At 52.5% G+C, this 22,595-nt stretch carries 18 protein-coding genes; 10 read left to right on the forward strand and 8 right to left on the reverse strand.

What is annotated here, in order from left to right:
- Positions 1-193 precede the first annotated feature (193 nt).
- Both K3T82_RS13550 and K3T82_RS13555 read left to right on the forward strand, forming a co-directional pair.
- Positions 194-1,510, forward strand: a complete 1,317-nt coding sequence (locus tag K3T82_RS13550) for a phosphoribosylaminoimidazolecarboxamide formyltransferase (protein ID WP_220193971.1) — start codon at positions 194-196, stop codon at positions 1,508-1,510.
- A 174-nt stretch (positions 1,511-1,684) separates the two neighbouring features.
- Complete coding sequence (locus K3T82_RS13555) at positions 1,685-3,064, forward strand: M20/M25/M40 family metallo-hydrolase (protein WP_220193972.1); 1,380 nt, start codon at positions 1,685-1,687, stop codon at positions 3,062-3,064.
- A 25-nt stretch (positions 3,065-3,089) separates the two neighbouring features.
- Here K3T82_RS13555 and K3T82_RS13560 read toward each other — a convergent pair whose 3' ends face one another.
- The 4 genes from K3T82_RS13560 to K3T82_RS13575 form a co-directional block, all read right to left on the reverse strand.
- Positions 3,090-3,776, reverse strand: coding sequence for a tryptophan 2,3-dioxygenase family protein (locus K3T82_RS13560; protein ID WP_220193973.1), 687 nt, complete (start codon positions 3,774-3,776; stop codon positions 3,090-3,092).
- A 385-nt stretch (positions 3,777-4,161) separates the two neighbouring features.
- A complete protein-coding gene (locus K3T82_RS13565) occupies positions 4,162-5,292 on the reverse strand; it encodes a carboxylate-amine ligase (RefSeq protein ID WP_220193974.1) in 1,131 nt (376 codons plus the stop codon).
- A 1,229-nt stretch (positions 5,293-6,521) separates the two neighbouring features.
- On the reverse strand, positions 6,522-6,935 hold the full coding sequence (locus tag K3T82_RS13570; RefSeq protein WP_220193975.1) for a cytidine deaminase: 414 nt from the start codon (positions 6,933-6,935) through the stop codon (positions 6,522-6,524).
- 22 nt (positions 6,936-6,957) lie between these two features.
- Positions 6,958-7,791, reverse strand: a complete 834-nt coding sequence (locus K3T82_RS13575) for a DUF3592 domain-containing protein (RefSeq protein ID WP_220193976.1) — start codon at positions 7,789-7,791, stop codon at positions 6,958-6,960.
- Between the two features lie 273 nt (positions 7,792-8,064).
- Here K3T82_RS13575 and lgt point away from each other — a divergent pair, with 273 nt between their 5' ends.
- A complete protein-coding gene (lgt, locus tag K3T82_RS13580) occupies positions 8,065-9,192 on the forward strand; it encodes a prolipoprotein diacylglyceryl transferase (RefSeq protein WP_220193977.1) in 1,128 nt (375 codons plus the stop codon).
- Positions 9,193-9,319: 127 nt separating this feature from the next.
- Here lgt and K3T82_RS13585 read toward each other — a convergent pair whose 3' ends face one another.
- Positions 9,320-10,615: a hypothetical protein gene (locus tag K3T82_RS13585; protein ID WP_220193978.1), complete on the reverse strand. Its 1,296-nt coding sequence runs from the start codon at positions 10,613-10,615 to the stop codon at positions 9,320-9,322.
- 515 nt (positions 10,616-11,130) lie between these two features.
- On the opposite strand from K3T82_RS13585, the gene K3T82_RS13590 reads away from it, so the two are divergent.
- From K3T82_RS13590 to cysS, 7 genes are all read left to right on the forward strand, one after another.
- On the forward strand, positions 11,131-11,793 hold the full coding sequence (locus K3T82_RS13590) for an MBL fold metallo-hydrolase (protein ID WP_220193979.1): 663 nt from the start codon (positions 11,131-11,133) through the stop codon (positions 11,791-11,793).
- A gap of 4 nt (positions 11,794-11,797) precedes the next feature.
- Entirely contained in the window at positions 11,798-13,207 is a 1,410-nt protein-coding gene (locus tag K3T82_RS13595; RefSeq protein ID WP_220193980.1) for a UDP-glucose dehydrogenase family protein, read from the forward strand.
- Positions 13,208-13,456: 249 nt separating this feature from the next.
- Entirely contained in the window at positions 13,457-13,993 is a 537-nt protein-coding gene (gene acpS / locus K3T82_RS13600) for a holo-ACP synthase (protein WP_220193981.1), read from the forward strand.
- A 32-nt stretch (positions 13,994-14,025) separates the two neighbouring features.
- Positions 14,026-14,967, forward strand: coding sequence for a phosphotransferase family protein (locus K3T82_RS13605; RefSeq protein WP_220193982.1), 942 nt, complete (start codon positions 14,026-14,028; stop codon positions 14,965-14,967).
- Positions 14,964-15,410, forward strand: a complete 447-nt coding sequence (gene dtd / locus K3T82_RS13610; protein WP_220193983.1) for a D-aminoacyl-tRNA deacylase — start codon at positions 14,964-14,966, stop codon at positions 15,408-15,410. Before K3T82_RS13605 ends, dtd begins: the two co-directional genes overlap by 4 nt.
- A gap of 436 nt (positions 15,411-15,846) precedes the next feature.
- Positions 15,847-16,635, forward strand: a complete 789-nt coding sequence (locus K3T82_RS13615) for a TatD family hydrolase (RefSeq protein ID WP_220193984.1) — start codon at positions 15,847-15,849, stop codon at positions 16,633-16,635.
- The gene (gene cysS, locus K3T82_RS13620; protein WP_220193985.1) at positions 16,622-17,809 is read left to right on the forward strand and encodes a cysteine--tRNA ligase; all 1,188 of its coding nucleotides are present in this window, start codon (positions 16,622-16,624) and stop codon (positions 17,807-17,809) included. Before K3T82_RS13615 ends, cysS begins: the two co-directional genes overlap by 14 nt.
- Positions 17,810-17,879: 70 nt before the next feature.
- On the opposite strand, the gene K3T82_RS13625 is transcribed toward cysS, so the two are convergent.
- The 3 genes from K3T82_RS13625 to K3T82_RS13635 all read right to left on the reverse strand — a co-directional run bounded on the left by K3T82_RS13625 (position 17,880) and on the right by K3T82_RS13635 (position 22,440).
- Positions 17,880-19,244 carry a dipeptidase gene (locus K3T82_RS13625; protein ID WP_220193986.1) on the reverse strand — a complete coding sequence of 455 codons (1,365 nt, stop codon included), beginning with the start codon at positions 19,242-19,244 and terminating at the stop codon, positions 17,880-17,882.
- Positions 19,245-19,519: 275 nt separating this feature from the next.
- The gene (locus K3T82_RS13630; protein ID WP_220193987.1) at positions 19,520-20,722 is read right to left on the reverse strand and encodes a M20/M25/M40 family metallo-hydrolase; all 1,203 of its coding nucleotides are present in this window, start codon (positions 20,720-20,722) and stop codon (positions 19,520-19,522) included.
- A gap of 386 nt (positions 20,723-21,108) precedes the next feature.
- A complete protein-coding gene (locus K3T82_RS13635; protein WP_220193988.1) occupies positions 21,109-22,440 on the reverse strand; it encodes an MFS transporter in 1,332 nt (443 codons plus the stop codon).
- Between the last annotated feature and the right edge of the window lie 155 nt (positions 22,441-22,595).

The following is a 22,595-nucleotide window of genomic DNA, read 5'->3' on the forward strand; positions in this document are numbered from 1 at the left end:
TGAAGAGAATCAACGCCTATCTCCTGCCAATTTGGAGAATGTGCGTGGATGGTGGTACTTGTTGGTTTGAGGGTGTAGATACTTGCTCCCATACTCCTGTTTGCCCCTGGGCTTCCTCATGACGTAAGATAAAAGTAAGATAGATCTCCCAAGGCAGCAGTCATCAGGCGTTGTAGTCAGCGCATACCTTTTCATGTCCTTAATAGCATTCACCAACGCCGTCGTCAAGGCGGCTAGCTTCGCTCAGGTTCATGAATGGCAGGCCATAAAAAGCACTCGCCGGAACCGCAGCCACAACACCTTACATAATAAAGAGGAACACAGTCTCATGGAGAACCAGCATACAGAACTTACCCTGCGTTATGGATGTAATCCCCATCAGAAGCCAGCGCGCGTCTATGCGAAGCAGGGTCAACTCCCCTTCCAGGTACTTAACGGAGCGCCCGGCTATATTAACCTGCTTGATGCCCTCAACTCCTGGCAACTGGTGCGCGAACTGCGCCAAAGTCTCAATCTTCCCGCAGCGGCCTCCTTCAAGCATGTGAGTCCAGCAGGCGCGGCCCTTGGATTGCTATTGAGTGATACTCTCAAGCAGGCCTATGCCGTTGAGGATCTGGAACTTTCCCCACTCGCCAGTGCCTACGCACGAGCACGTGGAGCGGACCGCCAGGCTTCTTATGGCGACTGGGCAGCACTTAGCGATATCGTGGATGTGCCAACCGCCCGGCTGATCAGCCGCGAGGTTTCGGATGGTGTGATCGCGCCTGGATATGAGCCAGAGGCGCTGGAGATTCTGCGCAAGAAACGCAAGGGGTCTTACATTGTCTTGCAAATCGATCCCAACTATGAGCCAGAGGAGATGGAGACACGTGAGGTTTTTGGCGTGACCTTTGAGCAGAAGCGCAACAACATCACGCCTTCCGCTGAGCACCTCAAAGATATTCCGACGCGAAATAAGCACCTTCCAGAGTCCGCTCAGCGTGACCTGATCCTCTCGCTCATCACGCTTAAGTACACACAGTCCAACTCTATCTGCTTCGCCTATGATGGGCAGGCAATTGGTATTGGTGCAGGTGGACAGTCACGTATCATGTGTACGCGTGTTGCTGCCGCCAAGGCTGCCGATTGGTACCTGCGCCTGCATCCAGCGGCCCTCTCATTGCCATTCAAGGCCAGTGTCAAGCGTCAGGAGAGAGTAAATGCTGTTGACGCTTATCTCCGCGAAGACCTGACGCCCATTGAGGAGAAGGAGTGGGAGCAACTCTTTGAGACCGTACCACCGCGCCTGACAAGCCAGGAGAAGGAGGAGTGGCTCTCAGGCTTAAAGGGCGTCTCGCTAGGGTCTGATGGTTTCTTCCCTTTCCGTGACAACATCGACTTCGCGGCACGCTATGGTGTCTCTTACATTGTTCAGCCGGGCGCATCTCTACGCGATGAAGATGTTGTCACAGCCTGCGACGCCTATGATATCGTGATGGCAATGGCGGGAATTCGTCTCTTCCATCACTAGTATGCTTTAGTCAAAACTGTTCAGGCTGGGCTATTCACGATGTGGGCAGCCCGGCCTGATATATGTTTTTTTATGGTTCTCCTTGCCGAAAATGTGAGCACGTTCGAGTTCTTATGAAAACCAATGCCATCTAAGGGCATTGGTTTTCATAAGAGGTTAGAAAGGAATCGACGCATGGTTAAAAAGCTACAATCCAGCGCGGTTGAAGCCTATCTTGAGGAGCATAAGGACGAGGCGTTGCACCTATTAGAGCGCCTCTGTCGCCAGAGAAGTGTCGCGGCTCAGAATGATGGAGTGGCGGAGATGGCGAACCTTGTCGAGAGCCTGTTGCAAGAGAATGGATTTAGCACTCAACGTCTGACGGTTGAGGACGCACCTCCTGTTATTTTTGGTGAGATTCGCGGGCGCAGCCCCTTTACCGTTCTCTTATACAACCATTATGATGTGCAACCTGCCGAGCCATTGAATCTCTGGGATACACCTCCCTTTGAGCCTACCATTCGCGATGGCAAGCTTTACGCGCGTGGTTCGGCGGACAACAAGGCTGAGATTGCGGCGCGTTTGACAGCGATTCGCGCTCTTCGCGAGGTACATGGCGAGTTGCCTGTGACCATTCGCTGGATGATTGAGGGCGAGGAGGAGATTGGCAGCGTCCACTTCGAGGAGATCGCGAAGAAATATGCGCATCTCTTTGAGGCTGATGGCGCGATGTGGGAGGGCTCGGGCTTTGATGAGGATGGTCGTCCTAGCCTGGTGCTCGGTTGTAAGGGGCTAGTCTATGTCCAACTGGATGTACAGGGTGTTGGTGTTGATGCGCACTCAGGAAGCGCCCCTATTTTGCCAAGCGCAGCTTGGCGGCTGGTCCAGGCTCTGGCAACCCTGAAGGATGCTGATGGGCGCGTGCGCATCCCCGGTTTCTACGATGCTGTAATGATTCCTGGCGAGCCCGAGATTGAGGCGCTGGCGCAGCAGGGAGATAATGAAACCCTGATGAAGCAAGCATATGGTATTGACGCTTTCAATGATAACCTGACTGGCATCGAGCTTCGCAAGCGGCAAGCGTTTTCCCCAACGTGCAACATTGCCGGGTTGCTGAGCGGGTACACAGGTGAGGGCTCGAAGACGGTTCTTCCAGCAAAGGCGATGGCGAAGATCGATTTTCGTTTGGTGCCGGAACAGGAGCCAGATGATATTGTCGCCAAGCTACGAGCACACCTGGATGCCAATGGCTACCAGGACATTCGCATCATGACTTTTGGCAATGCTGAGCCGGTCATGACTCCACTCGATCATCCCTTCTCGCAGCGTATTGCTCGTATCGCGGAAGAGTATGCTGAGAAGCCAGCTTCAATTACCCCTCTTGGTGGTGGAACGCTTCCCCTGTTGGGTTCAATGCGACGGCACGCGAACTTATTAGGGCTGATGGCTCCCGGCAATGCGACGTACTGGGGTAACGCGGCTCATTCCCCCAATGAGCATATTCGGATTGCGGATCTGGAGCAAGCCGTGCATTACAATTGCTATATGTTCGCGGCCCTCGCAGAAGAGGAGTGAAAGGGCTTTAACCCTTTGCGCCCAACTATTCCTGCTGCTGGGCAAGGGCGGTGAGCTGATCGCGAACCTGCCAGAGTTCGGGATAGAAGGCATCGCTGAGGGTGCGTTTGAGAATGCGCATGGAGGTTCCGCCAGTCCCTATCGATCCGGGACCTATCATGCGTTGAGCCAACTTGAAATGTTGGACACGGAAGAGCTGAAAGATCTCGTCATAATCCAACAGGGCCTCGGCGAAGTCGCGAAGAAGTGGGTATTGCTGGGCTTCAGTGTAGACCTGGATCAATGTTACGTCTTCGCGGTTGAGTACAGCCTTGAAGTCATCCCAGAGCAAGGGCGAGAGGTGCATAAGCGCATGGAAGCCAGGAGAGTCGGTTCCCGCTCCATCCTCCAGCACCTTGCGGAAGCCATGGAAGTCCCAGGGAGACATATTTTCGAGCATACGCAGATTCTCAAGCATGAGATGTTGGGTTTGAATGACACGCCTCATCAGGCGGAGTGCGTAGTGGAGTTTCCCCTGAGGGAGTAACTGGCGAATGGTGCGCAGCTCGAACGCGTTCTCTTTCCACCAGAGCTCGAAGACCTGATGAACCACCTGAAATTGTAGCTCATCGTGGTGTGCGAGATCGGGCTCAGCCTTTTGAAGCGAAAGTAACTCATCTGTACATAGATAGCGCTCATAGGTGCTGGCGCGGTGCAAGGGTTTGCTCGCCATTGCGTGTGGCTCCTTCTCTGGTGTATCGCGAAACGTCAATGTTTCGCCTCTTAAATGGAAAAACTACGCTTCTTCACGCTCTATTGTACTATATCTATTGAAATGCTTGATATGGATTATTGGAGGTAAGGGCGTGAAGAGTGGTGAGAGGAATCTTCGATGGGATGTTGGGGGGGCGACGAGGGACCTGGCGATCCACTTACGGTCGCCAGGCCCCTCGTCGCGTCTACCTCGCTTTGCGTAACCGTAAGGAGAAGATAGTTTTTCCGAACATGTTATCCTACTCTGGTTTTTTATATGAGAACCTGAGCATACTATTCCCCACATGAGATAGTGCTTGCTACCCCGGTAGGGTTGGTTTTCGTATAAGGGTTATCATAAGCCACTACCAGCTCCTCAGATTGTTGAGCGGGCTACTCTGAGCTGTCTGACGGATCAGATAACGCGTAACATCAGAGAGGCTACCAGTTTCATGATAGATGGCGAGCTGGCGGTCGGCGCCAGTGCCGCGTGGATCATCAAGGAGAGAGCGCAGGTAATTGATCTCACGGCGGCTCCCCAGGTCGTCAAGCATGTCGTCGACAAAGTCGAGCGTCTCATGCACAGATTCGCGCATTGTCATACGACGAGCTTGAGAGAAGTCAACGTATTCGGCGTCGAGACCATACCGGCTGGCTTTCCATTTATTTTCTTCGATAAAATGCGCGGGTAGGACATGTGTGCCCTGGTTGCGTTTGTGTAGCCATGAGAGTTTGGCAACGAGCGCTTGCGCAAGGGCCGCGAGAGCCATCGTATCCTCAAAGGTCGCTGGCATATCAGCGATACGGAACTCGACAGTATTGAAGAACGGATGTGGTCGAACATCCCACCAGATGCGCTTTCCATTATCCACACAGCCAGTTTTGATCAGGCGCGCCACATATGCATCGAAGTCCTGGTAAGAGTCAAAGGTCATAGGTACTCCTGAGCGTGGAAAGCGTCGCCAGACAATGGCGCGGTAAGATTTGAGACCGGAGTTGCGCCCACCCCAGAAAGGTGAATTGGCTGATATCGCCAGGAAATGTGGCAACCATGTGCGTAGCTGATTGATAAGCGGAATTGCGATCTCTTGACTTTCGACGCCTACGTGGACATGCAGGCCGAAAATGAGGATGGAGCGTCCAACGTCCTGATACTCTTCCTCTAGTTCGGCATAACGTGGATTGGGTGTGCGCTCCTGCTCCTCCCAGCGAGCCATCGGATGGGTACCTGCACTAACAAGGGCTAACCCTTCAGCTTCAACCAGATTAGTGAGGTCGGAGCGAAGCTTCTGCAAATCGAGGCGCAGTGCCGCAATATTGGGACAGACATCTGTTATCAATTCGACAGCTGATTGGAGCATTTCCGCTTTGATGTGCTCGCCTAACAGTGGCCCTCCTTTTTCCATAATTGTCTGGATATGTGATGCCAGTTGCCCGGTCTGTCGATCAACCATCTGGAACTCTTCTTCGACGCCGAGTGTAAATTGATGCGCCATGATAGGCTCCTTCCTGAAGCTGTTCTGTATGACCCGTTAGCGAAAACACAACCTACGGATGCACCATGTACGAGGTCGTTGTGCGCGAACAACCAGTGTTTCTTCCGGGCAGATGGCCCGGCGAGATAACAGAGAGGGGAGTGGGAGCAATCATTACTGCTTGCATTCCACTCCCCTCTCTGGCCCTGCCTGGAAACGATGCCATGGGCCATCTGTCCGGAAGAAATAGAGAGTTTATTACAATGTGTTTGTTGAGCCTCGGGTTGATCGTGCGGAGAAAATAAAAACAGGTAGAGGAAGGTGCCAGTATGTTCCTGTTGGAGCCAGGTGGCATCGCTTATACGCTTCAAGCGGCAAGTAAACCCTCGTTGAGAGCGGGGGTAAATTGTAGGAAGACCGTTGTGGTACTGGTGCGCGCAAGCGCCAAACCACATAGACATACCTCAGAGCGAAAAATGAAGTTTGACCGCATTAGGAGGTCGCGCTACAAAGAGGCTGGCCTGATACAATATGACACGCTTGAATAGCTGCTGTGACTTATAGAGTACACAAGAAACGTAGTGCATGTCAAGTAAAATTACCAGCATATTTACCTGTATCTGCGCTTTGCAAGAAGTTACTCCCAAAATCTTGTGCCAGCCGTTATTGTGGAGTTTGCCTGTTGGGTAAGATTGAGGAGAAACATTAAGGAAATTCTGAAGGGCCACAGGTAATCGGGGAACTTCGTGCGAGTCAAAGGGGCAGGACAGAGTTTATAAGCGTAAAGCTTACGGCCGCTCTTACCAATACCGGAGGTATAGCAGTGGGCACGCCGCCTGCCTCTCGGGGAGATGCAGGATACGGCTCGTGTCCCTCCTGGTCGCCCAGGGTACACAACCTTAGGGCCGTTAGAGTAAACGTATGTATGCCCCTTTTGTTAGAGCACGAAGTGTTAGAAATTGATCATAGCATATGCCATACCAGAGAATCAATCCCGTTATCCGAAACTTACCCAAATATGGACAAGCCATATCTGGTGTTCGGTTCCTGCTTCAACGAACAACCTGCCTGGTTTCCCAGGTCTTACAGGATCTCCACAGGCGTACATTCCGACGTAACTCGCCGTACTAGCAATGAGTATAGCAGATGAGTCAAGGGCCTTAAATGTCTACAAATGGCAAGAAATGTTCATAGTTCAAGAAGCTATGATCACCCCTTGAAGCAATAGATAGACTTTCTTTATTTATTACTCATAATTCAAAGGCATGTGGCAGCAAGTCTCGAACAGACATCGTATGAATGATAGGCTCTCCATTCTCATCGTCTCCCCCATCGATATAGACGGTCGCGTCGGGAGCTAGATCGATCATCCATTGGCGACAAGCCCCACAGGGAGTACGGCTGCTGAGCGGAGCATTAGCAGGCGTGTCGGTACAGGAAACAGCTATCGCGGTGATAGTCTTTGCTCCCTCAGATATAGCCGTCGCCAGAGCGGAGCGCTCAGCGCAGAGGGTAAGGCCATAGCTGGCGCTTTCAATATTCACGCCAGTATATATCTTTCCATCCGCGATGAGTGCTGCCCCTACGTGGAAGTGAGAGTAAGGAGCGTGCGCGCGCTGAGATGTGTGGCGAGCCAGAGAAATGAGTTCATGGGCGTTTGGCATAATAAGTAGTTTCCTTCTGAAGCTAGTTCCAATAGAGATTAAACAGAGCCATATAGATAAAGCTTAGTGTCAGCGCCAGGAAGATGAGCGAGCCAATAAGACCTGGAATGATCCGATACAGGCGTGGATATTTTCCGCATCGGTCATAGAGAGGTTGGCGTGGATCATAGCACACGAAGACATTGTAGAGATCGGGGAGGCTGTGCCGCTCGATAGGAGGCGCAGTAAGCTGGATATGGCGCGCGACCCCGCCCTGTTGATCTTCTGAACGATAGAGGATTGTATAGACATTATATGTCATTCCCTGTTTGCGCTGTTCGATACGATTGACAACAATACCTCTAGTGAGGGTACCACGTATGCGAAGCGCGACATAACGCCAGAATTGCCACTCAAAGAGATAGGCTAGAGCTGGAAGGAAGATCATAAAGGCCAGGAGAAAGAAGAGAAATGTTGAGAGCGCCTGCTCAGAGCTATAGCCCTGGAAGACCAGGAGCGCGCGTTCAGGCTGAGCAGGATCATACCAACAGTTGATTGGTTGCCCGAGCGGATAACTATCCAGCACATTTTGCGCGAGCTTTTGGGTGCTATAGACAAAAGTATCTGGCCCATCGAAACCGCTTGTGTTGATCTGGCGTCCATCAGGCAGAGTGAGTGTATAGGTGAATATGGGCTTATAGATGGGGCGTTTACTGTTCTGGCTATCGCTTTGCAGATGCCTGGCTGTAATGACACACGTTCCCTGAATAAAGGAGTGGTAATACAGCGCGCGCCTCACAGGCGCGATCAAAGCGAGAATAATAGCGACGCATATAATAAGAATTATGCGTCGTAGGAAGAAAGCTCTCTTTTTCACTGAAATGTCTGCTCTCAATAGCTGGTGGGCATATGTTGTGTCAGCAAGATTGTAGCATTTTTGTGGTGGACTGGCTATGACTGTTCTCGTTAAGCAAACCTCGCATGGAGAATTGATGCGTTCTGTCGATAGATTCTTATGGGTTGCATGGTAGGAGAATGCATATTATGATACAGTTGGATCTGGAAAGACCATGAAATAATAACGCTGGCATACCATGCAGTTCCTCTGTGTGTTTCTGTGCCAGAAGTGATTCATTATACGGAGTAAAGTATGGGAACTCTCCCGTTGGCAGATCTAATTAATTGGGGGTGGATACGTATTGGTCCGCCTTATATCTATTTAAATATCGATCCTGTGCTACTACATCTGGGACCACTGGCTATTCGCTGGTATGGCTTGATGTATGTTGTTGGTATCTTAATCGCCTTATGGTCTATCAGGGGATACTGCAAGCGTAAAGGCATCACGGAGGACGTTGTCTACCGGGTGCTCTGGTGGTGTATCGCGGCGGGTGTCATCGGTGGGCGCCTCTACTTTGTTATTCAGCAACCGAACTTTGTCGATTACTATCTGCGCAACCCGATCCATATTATAGCTACCTGGGAAGGTGGGATGGCGTTCTTTGGAGCTATCTTCCTGGGAATCGCGACCATGATATGGCGCGCGCGTAAAGAGCATATTAATCCTCTGGTCTTGATAGATGCGGGTGTGCTCTTTGCGACGGTGGGCCAGATCTTTGGGCGTATCGGCAATATTATTAATGGTGATATTATCGGCTATCAGAGTACGTTGCCCTGGTCAACGGTCTATGTTCATCCCGATAGCTGGGCCTGTGCAAGCTACAACCTGTGCGGAGTACCTGTGGAGCCAGCGGCCCTATACGAGATGTTGACCAACATCGTTCTGCTGGGTGTGATGCTCTATTGCGCTCGCAAGTTTCGTCGGCCTGGTATGCTCATGTTAGTCTACCTGTATGCCTACGTGATTACACAGTTCCTCATCTTCTTCACGCGCGACAATATCATTGTTGACTTTCTGGGGACCCATGTTCTCAAACAGGCGCAATGGACCTCGGTAATCCTGTTTATTGTCTTATTACCAATGACCTACTGGATTATTCGTATCTCCAAGCCTGTTCCGGATGGTGAACTGGCGAGCACCTATGGCATTCCCCAGCCAGAGCCAAAACAAACGGCTACAGATAGTGAGAGTATAGAGAACACGAACGAGATTGACGAGGAGCCTGAGGTAGCGGTGGATAACGACGAAGTGTCGGTTTTGTCAGAACAGGAGTCTGTAGAAGAGCAGGAGGCTTCCATAAAACCTGCCATGGAAGAGGGTGAGGGTGCAGAGGCGCACGAACCTGAACAGCCCTCAAGTAGCACAGCACAGGCATAGATTTGTACTCCGCGAACATGCAATCATTAGGAATATAAAATGGAGGGCGGGTCACTGATAGCAGACCCGCCCTCCATTTTATATCTTCAATACGCAAGCGCTAAGGAAACGCTGACCTGGAGAATCGCTACTTCTTTGTTTTAGGAGTCGGTGTCGTTTGGGACGTTGCGGAGACTGTCGGTGTTGTCTGAGGATTAGCCAATTTAGCTTTCTCTTCCTCAACTTTGCGTTGCAGTGCGCGCAGGTAAGATTGAGCGCCATCCAGATCTGTCTGGGTAATTGCTGTGAGCTGTTTAGGCATTTTTTGTACCTGGTCAACCCAACTCTCAAGCACCTTCTGAATTGCCTGGAGCGTTGCGTTATCCTGATAAACGCCCGCGAGTAGACCGCGAGCAGTCTTGAGAGCGGAAAGCATTGCCTTGAGGAAATCCACCGCAACGGACGATCCAAACTGTACGATAGGCGCGACGAAAACGTCATATGCCACACGTGTCAGCTTGGCAGCAGTAATTGCACCATCCAGGGTAAAGCCTTCCAGGTTCTCTAGAGCAGTAAGCATTTCCTTACGTGCGTTTTCCGCACCCTGGGTCAAACCCTTGTTAAACGCATCCTGGACCTGCCGTTCGATATTAGTGCCAGCATCGCCAATCGCCTGGGGTAGTTTCGGCCCGAGTTCGTAAGCAGTAATGCCAGCACCTGCGACAGTGGCGGCTCCAAGTCCGATCAGGATGCCACGGCGCGTCATCTTTCGGTTACGCTTCTTCTGGCGGCGTGCCTGACGCTCATCGATCTCCTCATACTCATCATCCTCATACTCTTCCTCAAATTCCTCATACTCCTCTTCGGCAGGGGTGGGGTGTAGGAGACGGCTACCGGATTCGCGTCGCTCATCTATGAGTGCGCTGCGGCGGGGTGGTATTTGTGATGGACGTGAAACGCTGGAGCTTGCGTAGTCTACACGCGCGTCTAATGGATCATCTCCATACTCATCATCCATAACTTCATCAAGTTCGGCTTGCTCCCATTCATCACCTTCATCGGGATAGAGTTCGCGCGTTGTTGGTAAATGTGGGGCCTCATAGGCGCTGTCATGATTTCCACGCAAATGACGCGAGGTGGTATGACCAACCATCGCGCCGGAGGTGCGGCGGATGCGCTGCTCAACCTCATCGGTTTCTAGCTCTTGAAGGTCTGTATTCTCTTCGTCTGTGCCCTGGGATTTACTGGAAATGATCTGCTGGCGCAGGAGTTGACGTGTCCTGCGTGGATCGGGCCGCTGTGAGTGAAGAGTGCCGGAGCGGCTACCGGACTGCGAAGACATGCGATCACTTTGACTCGCGCCATGCTGGCTGCTTAGCGGATCGTAATTGGAGTCATATTGGCGTCCGGGACTCCGACGGTAAGTTTTGCGTTCCTTCGACATGTTTGCTTTCTCTTCCTCCAGGTGCTATCGACTGTTCGTTTCCTATGTGGACACTGAGTGCTGGCCTGACATAGGACAGAGACCTTGGTGAGCATTAAATCGGGCTGCCTGTGTATGTGTCGATGTATTGGGTTGCCTGAGTTATCCTTATACTCCCATTTTACATATCTTTTTCCGTTTCGTCTAGCTGAAAACGGAAAAGACTTTGTGGCCTTTCTCTTATGTATCTCTCATAGCCAGCAAATAGCCTGTAGATGTAGTGATATAGGAATATCCAGCTATATTAGTTTACGATTCGGAGAAGTAAACAGTCTCTAATTACAAAGGCGCTCTGAGAAGAGTGCTGGCTATCGGCGCGAGAGTGGATGAGGCTCTTATGCTATAATGGGGTGCGAGAGAATGCGCATCTGTGTTTAAGCCAGGATGGAACAACGCTGAAGGTCGTAGCCTTCGTATGGCTATAGCTTATCATTTGGGTCATCCAGGACCTACAAATGAAGAAAGAACGACATATTATGTCTGATACCAGCGCCAATCAGGCGCAGCCCATTGTGGCTTGCGTTACCGTGGGGATGCTGGAGGAGAATTGTTATCTCTACGCTTGTCCTCAAACTCGCGAGGCGGTGATTATCGATCCGGGCGATGAGGCTCAGCGTATCCTCGATACCATTCAAGAACTACAACTCATTCCAAAATATATTCTCAATACTCACGGCCACTTTGACCATACCGGCGCGATTGATGAGGTTAGCGCGGCCTACCCAGTACCTCTGGCGATTCATGCCGCTGATGTATACATGTATACAGACGCGCGCACCTCGGCTCGCTATAATTTGAAGACACCTCTTGTCGAGCGGAAGCCTGATATTTTGCTCAAGGAAGGCGACCATCTGACCTTTGGTACTCTCACGCTAGAGGTTGTGGAAACGCCGGGTCATTCACCAGGTGGCATCTGCCTGATTAGCCAGCCCTATTGCGTCTTTAGCGGCGATACCTTGTTTTATCGCAGCATTGGGCGTACAGATCTGGAAGGTGGCAGTTATGAGCAACTGGTACAGTCGATTCGAAGCAAGCTGTATACATTGGCTGATGACCTCTTTGTCTTTCCTGGTCATGGTGAGCCTACTACGATTGAGGAAGAGAAACACGAAAATCCATTTGTCACTTTAGAGGAGTAATATCGTGTCAAATATCTGTGTTCTAGGAACAGGATATGTCGGGCTCGTTACCGGCACCTGCTTTGCTGATATGGGTAACAATGTTGTCTGTGTAGATGTAATTGAAGAGAAGATCGCCAAGCTCAAGCAAGGTATTCTCCCTATTTATGAGCCGGGCCTGGAAGAGATGGTTGAGCGCAATGTGCATGCGGGTCGCCTGCGCTTCACCACCAGCTATAAAGAAGGCCTGGATAACGTCGAATTTATCTTTATTGCTGTTCCCACCCCCACTGGTGCTAACCAGGGGGCAGCAGACATGCGCTATGTGGAGACGGCGGCGCGTATGGTTGCCGAAGAGCTAGACCACTACGCCATCGTGATTAATAAGAGCACCGTACCAGTTGGCAGCGGTGACGTGGTATCGCGAGTCATTCGCAACAACCTCAAGCGCCCAGAGGTGAATTTCGCGGTTGTTTCCAACCCCGAGTTCCTGCGCGAGGGCGCGGCCCTTCAGGACTTCCAGCATCCTGATCGTGTGGTTCTTGGTTCTTCAGATATTGAGGCGGCTCAGAGTGTGGCTCGTCTTTATCTCTCTCTGCGTGCGCCAATCATCGTCACTGATATCTACACTGCCGAGATGATTAAATACGCCTCCAATGCCTTCCTGGCGACCAAGATCTCCTTTATCAATGAGATCGCTCAGATCTGTGAGCGCCTGGGCGCGGATGTCAAAGAGGTCGCTGAAGGTATGGGCCACGATAAGCGTATCGGTCGTGCCTTCCTGGATGCTGGTCTGGGCTATGGTGGCAGTTGTTTCCCCAAGGATGTACGCGCGCTGGCTCATATGGCGGATGAGGCTGGTCTGCATCCTCAGATGTTGCACGCTGTAATGGATATCAACCATGATCAACGCCACCTGGTTATCAATAAGCTAACGAATATTCTAGGTGCGTTGCGCGGTTGTGTGATTGGTGTACTTGGCTTGGCCTTCAAGCCGAATACGGACGACATGCGTGAGGCGGCTTCTGTTGATATCATTCGCTGGGTGACGTCGCAGGGCGCAACCGTGCGTGTGTATGATCCAGTCGCTGTTGAGACTGGGCGTGCTGCTCTGGAGCGCGAAGGCGTCAATTTGGACATGGTTGATTTCTGTGGGAGTGCCTACGATGTCGCAACTGGGGCTGATGCCCTGGTGGTGGTGACTGAATGGAACGAATTTAAGTCTCTCAATATGTTGCAGGTGCGCGCAGCGATGCGTCGCCCGGTACTTATTGATGGGCGCAACATCTATGAGGCGAACGAGATGAACCGCTACGGCTTCATCTATCGTGGCATTGGGCGCGGGACGGGTCCTGCTCCGACGATCCTCCCTCCTGGGGATACTACAAGCGTCCTGAGTGATACCCCCCTCTTGACGCTCGAAGAAACCAAATAGCCAGGAAGTTCATGGGGCGCGGTAAGCCCCTGTGCCTGTTGGAGACTTCTCAGCGTTAAAGCGCTTCGTGGGATCAAGGGAATTACCAAAGGCAATTCCCTTGATCTAACAACTTATTGTAGGGGTATTGCTAAGATACCTAAAGCGGAGGGCAAATCGGTTGAACGGTGAGCCCTGCGCAGGCTAAAGCTCTGCGTCTAACATATGTGGGGTCCAAGCTTTCTGAGCACAGCTGTAAAGGAAAAAACGATGGACGACCAGCAACCTCTGCTCTTTACACCACTGGTGCGGCAACCGGGAATCGAGATTCCCGATTGGCTCTTTGGCCCGGCTGGTAAAGCAGGCTTGCCTGCTCCCCTGCAAGCCCCGCAAGGGGTGAATATCGCGGTTGGCATCGACATTATCGAGGTTGACCGGGTACGCAAAGTCTTTGAGAAGCATGGCGAACGTTTCCTTAAGCGTGTCTTTACCGAGCAAGAGGTCATACAGTGCCGCAATAAGCCTGCGCGCCTTGCGGGCCGCTTCGCGGCAAAAGAGGCTATCAGCAAGGCCCTGGGAACGGGCATCCATGGTGTCAAATGGCGTGAGATGGAAGTGGTACAACTTCGTAGTGGGCGACCCTCTGTGCGCCTACATGGTATGGCAATGCTTCGGGCACAGCAACTTGGCCTAAGTGCCTTCGATGTGAGTATCGCGGACCTGGCTCACCTCTCCATTGCTATCGCGGTTGGCCTCCAGACGAGCATTGAGCCCCATGAACAAAAGGATGAAGACGCAAGAGGCTAAGCACTTTCCTCCAAGGAGGGGCAATCTGTATCATGCGAATAAGGGATCTTGAGCTTCAGGGATTATTTCGTGCGCTTAATGTGCAAGAGCCAGTTTTACTGGGAGAGGGCTCGGAGAGCCAGACCTATTACTATACAGACGGGAAAGTGATCAGGGTCTGCAAATCCGTTAATGATGGCACAATGCAATACCTGGAGGCTCTACGGGCAACCTATCTCTTGCTGTCGAGTGAACATTTACCCTTTGCACTCCCCCAAATCGAAAGTATAGAGCAGTATGAGGGCCTCGTCTATCTCATTGAGAAGAGGCTAGCTGGTCGCCCCATTGCCGATATATATGGGCAGTTTGATGCCTCACAGCGGCTGACGTTACTACGGAACTACCTGGATGCGTTGTCGGCTTTTGCACGGGTGAAATTGCCAACTTTAAGGTATGGTCCAGTGCTGCCTGGGGACGATGCCATGTATGATGACTGGCAGGACTTTATTCGGGAGATTGCTCCGCGCAAACTGGCACACTCGCGTGCTGATTTGCAAGTGGATGGTATTGACGTAAGTGATGTACTGGCGCGTTTCAATCAGGACCTCAATACCTTGCCACGTCAGCCAGAGAGATGTTTTGTGCATGGAGATTACTTCTTCGGTAATGTGCTGGCTAATGAGAGACAGGAAATCTCTGCTGTTTTGGATGTCAGCCCCTGGAGCGCTGTTGGCGATCATATGATGGATATTGCCGGGGCAATCATGTTCCTCGACCTCTATAACTTTGTTACGCTTCGAGAACGGCAACACTTTACTCGCCTGGCTGTACAGAGGTATGGTGAGAGCGTGCTGACCAGCGTACATGTGTACCGCGTCTATTATAGCCTGCTTCTCTCTGATTGTAAGTTGCTTGATCCTATTGCCTATAGATGGAGTCTTGCGAACTTGAGGCGCTATATGAGTGGAGAGAGCGAGGAATTTGAGGTCATATGAGAGCACTACTACAGCGTGTAAGTCAAGCGAGCGTCACTGTTGATAATATGGTTGTGGGGGAGATCGGTAAGGGGTTGCTGATCCTGCTAGGTGTGGGGCAGGGGGATGGCGAGGCCGAAGTGAAGACATTAGTAGAAAAGATCGTCAACCTGCGCATCTTTGGGGATGACGAGGGGAAGATGAATCGCTCGCTGCTGGATACCGAGGGCGCTGCTCTGGTGGTATCGCAGTTTACCCTCTATGCCGACGCACGCAAGGGACGTCGTCCTAGCTATGTAAACGCTGCCTTGCCTGCTATTGCTGCCCCACTGGTTGAAAGCTTTAAAGAAGCCATGGCAGCGTGTGGAATACGTGTTGCTGGTGGTGTCTTTGGCGCACATATGCTTGTCAATCTCCTCAATGATGGGCCGGTTACAATCTGGCTGGACAGCGCTGAGCTCTAGTCACACGCAATGTCAGGCTAATTACTAGCTCCCCAATATTGATAAGCCTCCAATGAGTGAGACACATATGCGTATCGCGCAACATTAACCGCTTAACGCACTAGGCAGTATAGAGGCATAGCAGTGAGCACACATTCCGAATGGTGTTCAATTTTTGAACACCATTCGGAATGTGTGCTCACTGCTATGCAGCATTAAAAAGGGTAGTTTTAGACGAGAGCAATAAGGCCTTTTCTTGCCGATGTATAGCCATTCGGCTAACTCATCCTGATTTGACACCATGCGGGGCGTTTGCATATACTACAAATGCTGAAGTTTTGGCCGATCATAATAGCAGTTGGACAAAGAAACAAGCGCAAATATCTGGGACAACGCGTGAGAGGTGGTGTTATGGAATATGATGAACGCTGGAGCGCGTTGTTGAAAGGACCATCGAGTGCTTACCGATAGCCATACTCATATCGACACGATTCGCTTCCAGGAAGATCGCGAAGATGTCATTCAACGTGCCATCGAAGGTGGCGTCACGCGTATGATTGATCCTGGGTGCGACCTCGCGTCTAGTCAGGCGGCGTTACAACTTGCTCAAGAGCATCCTGGGGTAATCTTCGCTGGTGTTGGCGTGCATCCTCATGATGCCAGCACATATACGGCAGAGGTGGAGGCACAACTGCGCGCGCTGACGAAGGAGCCAGAGGTCGTTGCCATTGGCGAATTCGGACTGGATTACTATCGTATGCTCACACCACGCGATACGCAACGCACCGTCTTCTGCGCGCACCTGGATCTGGCACGCGAGTATGACCTGCCTTGTATTATTCATGTGCGTGATTCACATGAGGATGTCACGGAGTTATTACGGGCGCATGGAAAAGGTTTGCGAGGTGTCTTCCATTGCTTCTCTGGAACAGTCCAGCAGGCGGAGGAATGCCTGAGTACCTGCCCTGGCTTTGTCCTCTCGTTCGCGGGTCCCCTGACTAAGCAGGGAAATGAACTGCCAGAGGTCGCGCGTATGGTGCCTCTGGATCGCGTGATGGTAGAGACTGATAGCCCTTATCTTGTGCCCAAACCAGAGCGCTCGCGCCGTAATGAACCACTCTTTGTCAGACATACCGCGCAGAAATTAGCTGACATTCGCGGGATGACGCTAGAGGAGATCGCCCAGGTTACTACTCAAAACGCTATTCGTTTATTCTCACTCGGAGATACCGATGCAACTATTTAATACCTTGACCCAAACCGTCGCCCCCTTTACGCCCCTTGAGAAGAATCTGGTGCGTATTTATGTCTGTGGTGTGACGCCCTATGATACAACGCACCTTGGTCATGCCTTTACATATGTCTCATTCGATACGCTTATTCGCTATTTTGAGGCTCAGGGAACGACTGTGCGCTATGTGCAGAATGTGACCGATATCGATGACGATGTGTTACGCAAGGCGCGCGAACTAGGGCTGGCCTGGGATGAACTGGGTCGCCGCGAGACGGCACGTTTCCTGAGCGATATGGACTCGCTCAATGTGCGCCGACCAGACGTGTATGCGCGCGCAACGGATGAGATTCCGCATATTGTGGAAATTGTGCAGGAGCTTGTGGTGCAGGGCCTTGCCTATGTGAGTGAGGGTTGTGTCTTTTATGATGTCAAGAAGGACCCAGACTTCGGTGAGATGGCGCGCGCTATCGGTCTCGACGACTATCAGGCGATGCTCAATATCGCGAATGAGCGTGGTAACTTTCCAGATGATACACGCAAACGTGATAAACTAGACTTTGTACTGTGGCAGGCTCAAGCACCGGGTGAGCCCGCATGGCCCAGTCCCTGGGGTCCAGGTCGCCCTGGCTGGCATATTGAATGTAGCGCGATGTCAATTCGCCACCTGGGACCTCGCATCGATATTCATGGTGGTGGGGCTGATCTGGCCTTCCCACACCATACATGTGAGATCGCTCAGTCGGAGCACTACACAGGCGAGAAGCCATTCAGCCAAGTCTGGATGCACACTGGCATGGTGTATCAGGATGGGGAGAAGATGAGTAAGTCGCTGGGCAATCTGACACTGGTCAGTGAGTTACTCAAAGAGTATACTCCTGATACGATCCGTGTGGCTCTTCAGAGCCACCATTATCGTAAGGCGTGGGAATGTATGCCCGAGGATCTGCGCCAGGCTCATGAGACGGTCGAGCGCTTTATCCATGTACGCCGTCTTGTTGGAGATGAGACCAGCGGCGAGGACGTAAGCTTGCGCGTACGCTTCCAGCAGGCAATGGAGAATGATCTGGATACACCAGCAGCGCTTACGGCTCTCAATGAGGCCGCGCAGACGGTTGCCGCCAGCCATGATCTTCAGACCGGTGCTGAGGTCTTGCGCCAGGCCCGTGTGCTGGGTCTCTGCCTTTAGAAGAGAAAGAGAAGAGCGTCCAGGCTTGTCAGAGGACAGGCCCTGGACGCTCTTTACTATCTATAAGGAGTTAGGCCAGATTCTGAAGAAAACGGGCGACGGTGCGAATGCCCTTGTAGAATTGTGATAGTGAGTATTTCTCGTTGGGAGCATGCAGATTGTCATCTGGGAGACCAAAGCCCATCAATACTACCGGCACGTTTAGGATCTCATTGAAAAGAGCTGCGACTGGAATCGAGCCACCTTCGCGCAGATACACCGGCTCCTTACCATAGACCTCTTTCAAGGCGGTAGCTGCCGCAACGATGGCGGGATTATCAAGCTCCACAACCAGTCCTTCGCCGCCATGCACATTGCGTACTATGACCTTCACGTCTTCGGGCGCGGCCTCCTGTACGGCCTTCTCAAAGAGAGTGAAACACTCTTGTGACTTGAGATCGGGTGGGAGGCGCAGACTGATCTTGGCTGTGGCTTGAGCTGGAATGACGGTCTTGGCACCTTCACCAGTGAAGCCACCCGCGATGCCATGTACCTCAAAGGTAGGACGGGCGCTAATGCGCTCCAGTGGGGGATGCTCTGGCTCGCCAGCCAGTTGCTCAACACCCATCTCTTCGCGCAGATTCTCAGCGAAGTTTAAAGGATCATTTTGCCAGAAGTCTTTCTCAACCTGGGCCGCAGGGCGTAGCTTATTGTAGAGGCCGGGAATGTGAATATGCCCCTGCTCGTCTTTCAATTTGCTGATGATAATAGCCAACGCGTGGAGGGGATTGGGCGCGATACCTCCATAGGTGCCTGAATGCAGGTCACGTCGCGCGCCATGCACCTCAACCTCCGTGTAAATGATACCACGTAGTCCCGATATTAGCGCGGGGGTCTCGGGTCCTGGCATATGTGTATCGCAGATAAAAGCGGCGTCGCATCCCAGACGCTCGGGCATGGTGCGCACATAGTGCTCAATCGACTCGCCGCCAGCTTCCTCCTCACCCTCGATCAAGACCTTCACGTTTACTGGTAACTTGCCATCCACCGCCATGAGTGATTCCAGAGCCTTGAAGACCAGCATGGTCTGACCCTTATCGTCGCAGGCTCCACGGCAATAGATATTACCAGAACGCACGGTAGGCTCAAAAGGAGGTGTATCCCAGAGTTCAACAGGGTCGACTGGCTGCACGTCATAGTGCCCATAGACAAGTAGCGTAGGCTTGCCAGGAGCCTTCAGCCATTCGCCATAGACCAGGGGATGTCCCTGGGTCGCGATGGCCTCTACCTGCTCAAAGCCGATGCTCTTCAACTGACCCACCGCGAACTCTGCCGCCTGCTGTACGTCGCTTGTGTGCTCTGGTAGGGTGCTGATGCTTGGGATGCGCAACCATCCCTTCAGGTCCTCCAGGAAGCGCTCTTCATTCTTCGTTATATATGCGTCAAGCTCCGCCATAGAATCTGTACGACCCCTTTCTAATAGCCAAGGTAAGTGGTTTAGATTCATGGTAGCGCAAACCTCGTCCCTTGTCTACACCTCTTCATCACTGACGATTTTTTATGTTCTTTGCCTTAGAATGTAGATGATAAGAGATCGCAAAATACAAAGAGAAGGAGCCGTTCGGTAGCTTGTAGCTGCCGAACGGCTCCCTCCACCCTTCTCTGGCCTTGTGAGCCGAGGGTGTGGCCTGGGTGTTGGTGACACTCAGGTCAGATCATGCGCGAAGGTGCTCAGACCGCCCATTCCTGGCAGATACGGGCGATCATGCCCACCACGAAGGCGAACTTATCGCGCAGCGGATCACCGAGGAGCATGTGTTCGTTGGCGGCCTCGTGATCGCCGCCGCCGATCGGACCGAGGCTGCCGAGGACGGGAATCCCGAGCTCGGCGAACGTGTTGGCGTCGGAGGTTCCCTTTTTGGCCGTCGCGGAGTAGGGAAGCCCGAGCTTTCGGGCCTCGGCCTCACCGAGGCCAGCCAGCCGCTTTATCAGCGGGGTTGCGTGGTAAGGGGGTGACGAGTGAAAGCGGAGCTTGAGCTCTGCCTGCGTTCCGCTCACCTTGATCGGCGTTTCCGCGATCTCTCGGACTATCCCCGGTATTGTGCCGTGCTCCTCCCGTGTTGTCGAGCGGATGGAGATTTTTGCCGTGGCCTCCGCCGGGGTGATGTTGTGCGAAATGCCGAGCCCTGCGCCGACGTTGGTGGAGTTGACGCTTATTCCAGGGTACTGCGCTTCCATCGCCCAGAGCGCTTCGAGCTTCGCCACCAGCTCACGCAAGGCGTCGACACCTTCGCCAAGCCCTGCGTGGCCCGCCTGCCCGAAGACCGTGAGGTCGTAGACATGGAGGGCTCGCCGGGCATCCGTGATGTGGATGCCGTTCCCCATCATCTCTTCCTGGGACTCGAACTCGAGCCCCACGTCGATCTGGTGCTTCTTGAGGAGCTCCTGGATCCAGGGCCGGGAGTGCATCGACACTTGCTCCTCGTCGTTGTCCAGGATGACAACGATCTTCTTGAAGTTCCTGCAACCGCGCTTCAGAAGGAAGCGCAGAGCCTCAAGCATGAGCAAGTTCCCGCCGTGCATGTCGTCAACGCCGAGACCGTACAGCATGCTGCCCTCGATACGGGGCGGGAACTGCTCGGCTGCGCCGACAGGGTATACGGTGTCCAAGTGACCTATGAGGCCCATGGACACGCTCCCCTTGCCCTCCAGCACCGCCGAGAGGTTGTTCCCGTACTTGGGGTCGTAGGTCAGCGTGACCTTGAAGCCCAGTTTCTTGAGCTCGCGCTCGTAGAAGCTGGCCTTGACGTTGATCCCCGGCACATGGCACGTGCCGGAGTCGATGGATGCGAAGTACCTGAGCGTTCCGACGAAAGGCGCTTCGTCGAAATTCTCACGCGCCTCGCGTGCAAGTGCGAGAGACAATGACACCATTGTCTCTCCTCCTTCCGAATGTCGGTGTGGATGTTTCGCGTCTATGATCCCCTCAAGACTTGCACCTTTTGGCAGAGGGTGATGTTTGTGAACGTGCTGCAACCGTGTGGGCATCGCGCTCAGAGCTGCGGTGTGCCTGATTGGTTGCCTGTGGGGAACATGGTAGAGTCGAGATTGTTGCTCCTAGACCCTGCCCGTTTCCCGCCTGTAGCGAAATGCAAGCTATCAGGCTATGATGTGCTGGTTTTTTTATAGCACAGGTGGAGAGTGTATTCCTATGCAGAAGCAGCCCCAATTCGGGGCTGCTGGCTGTGTCCTGGGCTATAGAGTTTTGGAAAGAGGTTGGTTGCGAGCGGATACTACTTGTTTATCATCTCACTATTACCTCAATGTAGACGAGGGAGTGCTCTCTCTTGCTCTACGTTGCTTCGTCCTTCCTGCCGGGTATTTTTCAGCAAGAGGGAGGCAATAATAACCATGACCAGAGAGATAATGACGCCAATGGCGAAGGTGATCTGGGGGGTGATCCAGGGACCAATAAGTGCCTGCGTCAATGGGCCAAGCATGACTGCGAGTGAGATGGCCGATCCACGCATTCCCATCACCTTGCCACGATTAGCATCTGTGGTAGCACTCAGGTAGATGCCGCCCATCGCGGGAGAGACCAGGGCGCTTCCCAGCCCACCCAGGATGGCCCCCAGGATCAAGAGCGGATACAGAGGCGCGGCGAACATAAACATGTTAAGAGCACCAAAGAGCAAGCTACCAATGACTATGAGCGGTTTTTTCGGCAGGCCCTCGCTCAGGCGTCCCAGGAAGAGCGGGAAGACCGCCAGGGCCAGGCCGTAGGCGCTGATAATCACGCCATATTGGGCGGTACTGTAGTGGAGCACCTTCTCAAAGAAGAATGGATACTGTGGGAAGGCGAAAGGATAGGTGAAGATCATGCCGAAGTCGATAATTAAGAAGGGCGCAAAGAGTAAGATGAGTCCTATCAGGCGCGAGTCCTTTGCGGTCTTTGCCTTTGAACCCCGCTGATTTTTGGCTTGTATGGCTTCTAACCGCACATGCTCTGGCAGGGTTTCTGGTACCAGGATCAGGGCAAGTAGAGATGCCACAAGCGCGATTCCTGCGGAGAGGACGAAGGGGCCAACAAAGCCCATAGCCTGATAGAGAAAGCCGCCAATACCCGGCCCTAGCGCGATTCCAGTGGCCTGCGCGGTCGTGATAAAGCCAATCCAACGCCCCTGCCGCTCCTGGGGAATGGTATCGCCCACCATTGCCATAGAGACAGGCATCAGGCCCGAAATCAACATGCCCTCAATAAAGCGGATAAGAATAAAGAGGAGGGGGATGTTCACAAAGGCTAAGGCAAGATTGGTGACGATAAAGCCAGCTAGAGAGATGAAGAGAATTGGTTTGCGACCAACACGCCCTGCCCACGTACCCATTGGGGTGCTAAAAAGGAACATACCCAGGCCAAAGGCTCCCTCCATCAAAGCCAACGTTCCTGCTCCCAAGCCTAGAGCCTGCAAGCGCTGAGGGAAGACGGGAATGATGATAGCGAAGCCAGTCATCAACAGGGTGACGCAGCTTATCATAAACGTCAGGGCGACAGTGACGGATTTTGCAGGCTTTGCCACGGAGCCTTTGATAGTTTCAGAAGCTATAGCATCATTGTTGGGTGTGGCTTCTTGCTCAATAAATGTTGTAGGCATGGATGTTATTCTTTCTTTTTGTAAATAAAATGAGCGTCGACGACTGACAGTATGTTTTTCTTTTGATCTTTTATTATGGCTTGCATTTTGCAAGTTTATTCTCTCCTATCTCTTCTTTTTAAATCCGTTAAAAGCGGAAAGTATCAGCAGAAAAA

Origin of the sequence: Ktedonospora formicarum (assembly GCF_016587355.1) — a bacterium.
GTDB classification, from domain to species: Bacteria; Chloroflexota; Ktedonobacteria; order Ktedonobacterales; family Ktedonobacteraceae; genus Ktedonobacter; species Ktedonobacter formicarum.

Bases quoted from the DNA above. Each gene is read 5' to 3' on its own strand.
- K3T82_RS13635 (WP_220193988.1), bottom strand. From the start codon at position 22,440: ATGCCTACAACATTTATTGAGCAAGAAGCCACACCCAACAATGATGCT.
- K3T82_RS13605 (WP_220193982.1), top strand. From the start codon at position 14,026: ATGCGAATAAGGGATCTTGAGCTTCAGGGATTATTTCGTGCGCTTAAT.
- K3T82_RS13555 (WP_220193972.1), top strand. From the start codon at position 1,685: ATGGTTAAAAAGCTACAATCCAGCGCGGTTGAAGCCTATCTTGAGGAG.
- K3T82_RS13590 (WP_220193979.1), top strand. From the start codon at position 11,131: ATGTCTGATACCAGCGCCAATCAGGCGCAGCCCATTGTGGCTTGCGTT.
- K3T82_RS13570 (WP_220193975.1), bottom strand. From the start codon at position 6,935: ATGCCAAACGCCCATGAACTCATTTCTCTGGCTCGCCACACATCTCAG.
- K3T82_RS13560 (WP_220193973.1), bottom strand. From the start codon at position 3,776: ATGGCGAGCAAACCCTTGCACCGCGCCAGCACCTATGAGCGCTATCTA.
- dtd (WP_220193983.1), top strand. From the start codon at position 14,964: ATGAGAGCACTACTACAGCGTGTAAGTCAAGCGAGCGTCACTGTTGAT.
- K3T82_RS13565 (WP_220193974.1), bottom strand. From the start codon at position 5,292: ATGGCGCATCAATTTACACTCGGCGTCGAAGAAGAGTTCCAGATGGTT.
- K3T82_RS13630 (WP_220193987.1), bottom strand. From the start codon at position 20,722: ATGGTGTCATTGTCTCTCGCACTTGCACGCGAGGCGCGTGAGAATTTC.
- K3T82_RS13625 (WP_220193986.1), bottom strand. From the start codon at position 19,244: ATGGCGGAGCTTGACGCATATATAACGAAGAATGAAGAGCGCTTCCTG.
- K3T82_RS13585 (WP_220193978.1), bottom strand. From the start codon at position 10,615: ATGTCGAAGGAACGCAAAACTTACCGTCGGAGTCCCGGACGCCAATAT.
- acpS (WP_220193981.1), top strand. From the start codon at position 13,457: ATGGACGACCAGCAACCTCTGCTCTTTACACCACTGGTGCGGCAACCG.
- lgt (WP_220193977.1), top strand. From the start codon at position 8,065: ATGGGAACTCTCCCGTTGGCAGATCTAATTAATTGGGGGTGGATACGT.
- cysS (WP_220193985.1), top strand. From the start codon at position 16,622: ATGCAACTATTTAATACCTTGACCCAAACCGTCGCCCCCTTTACGCCC.
- K3T82_RS13550 (WP_220193971.1), top strand. From the start codon at position 194: ATGTCCTTAATAGCATTCACCAACGCCGTCGTCAAGGCGGCTAGCTTC.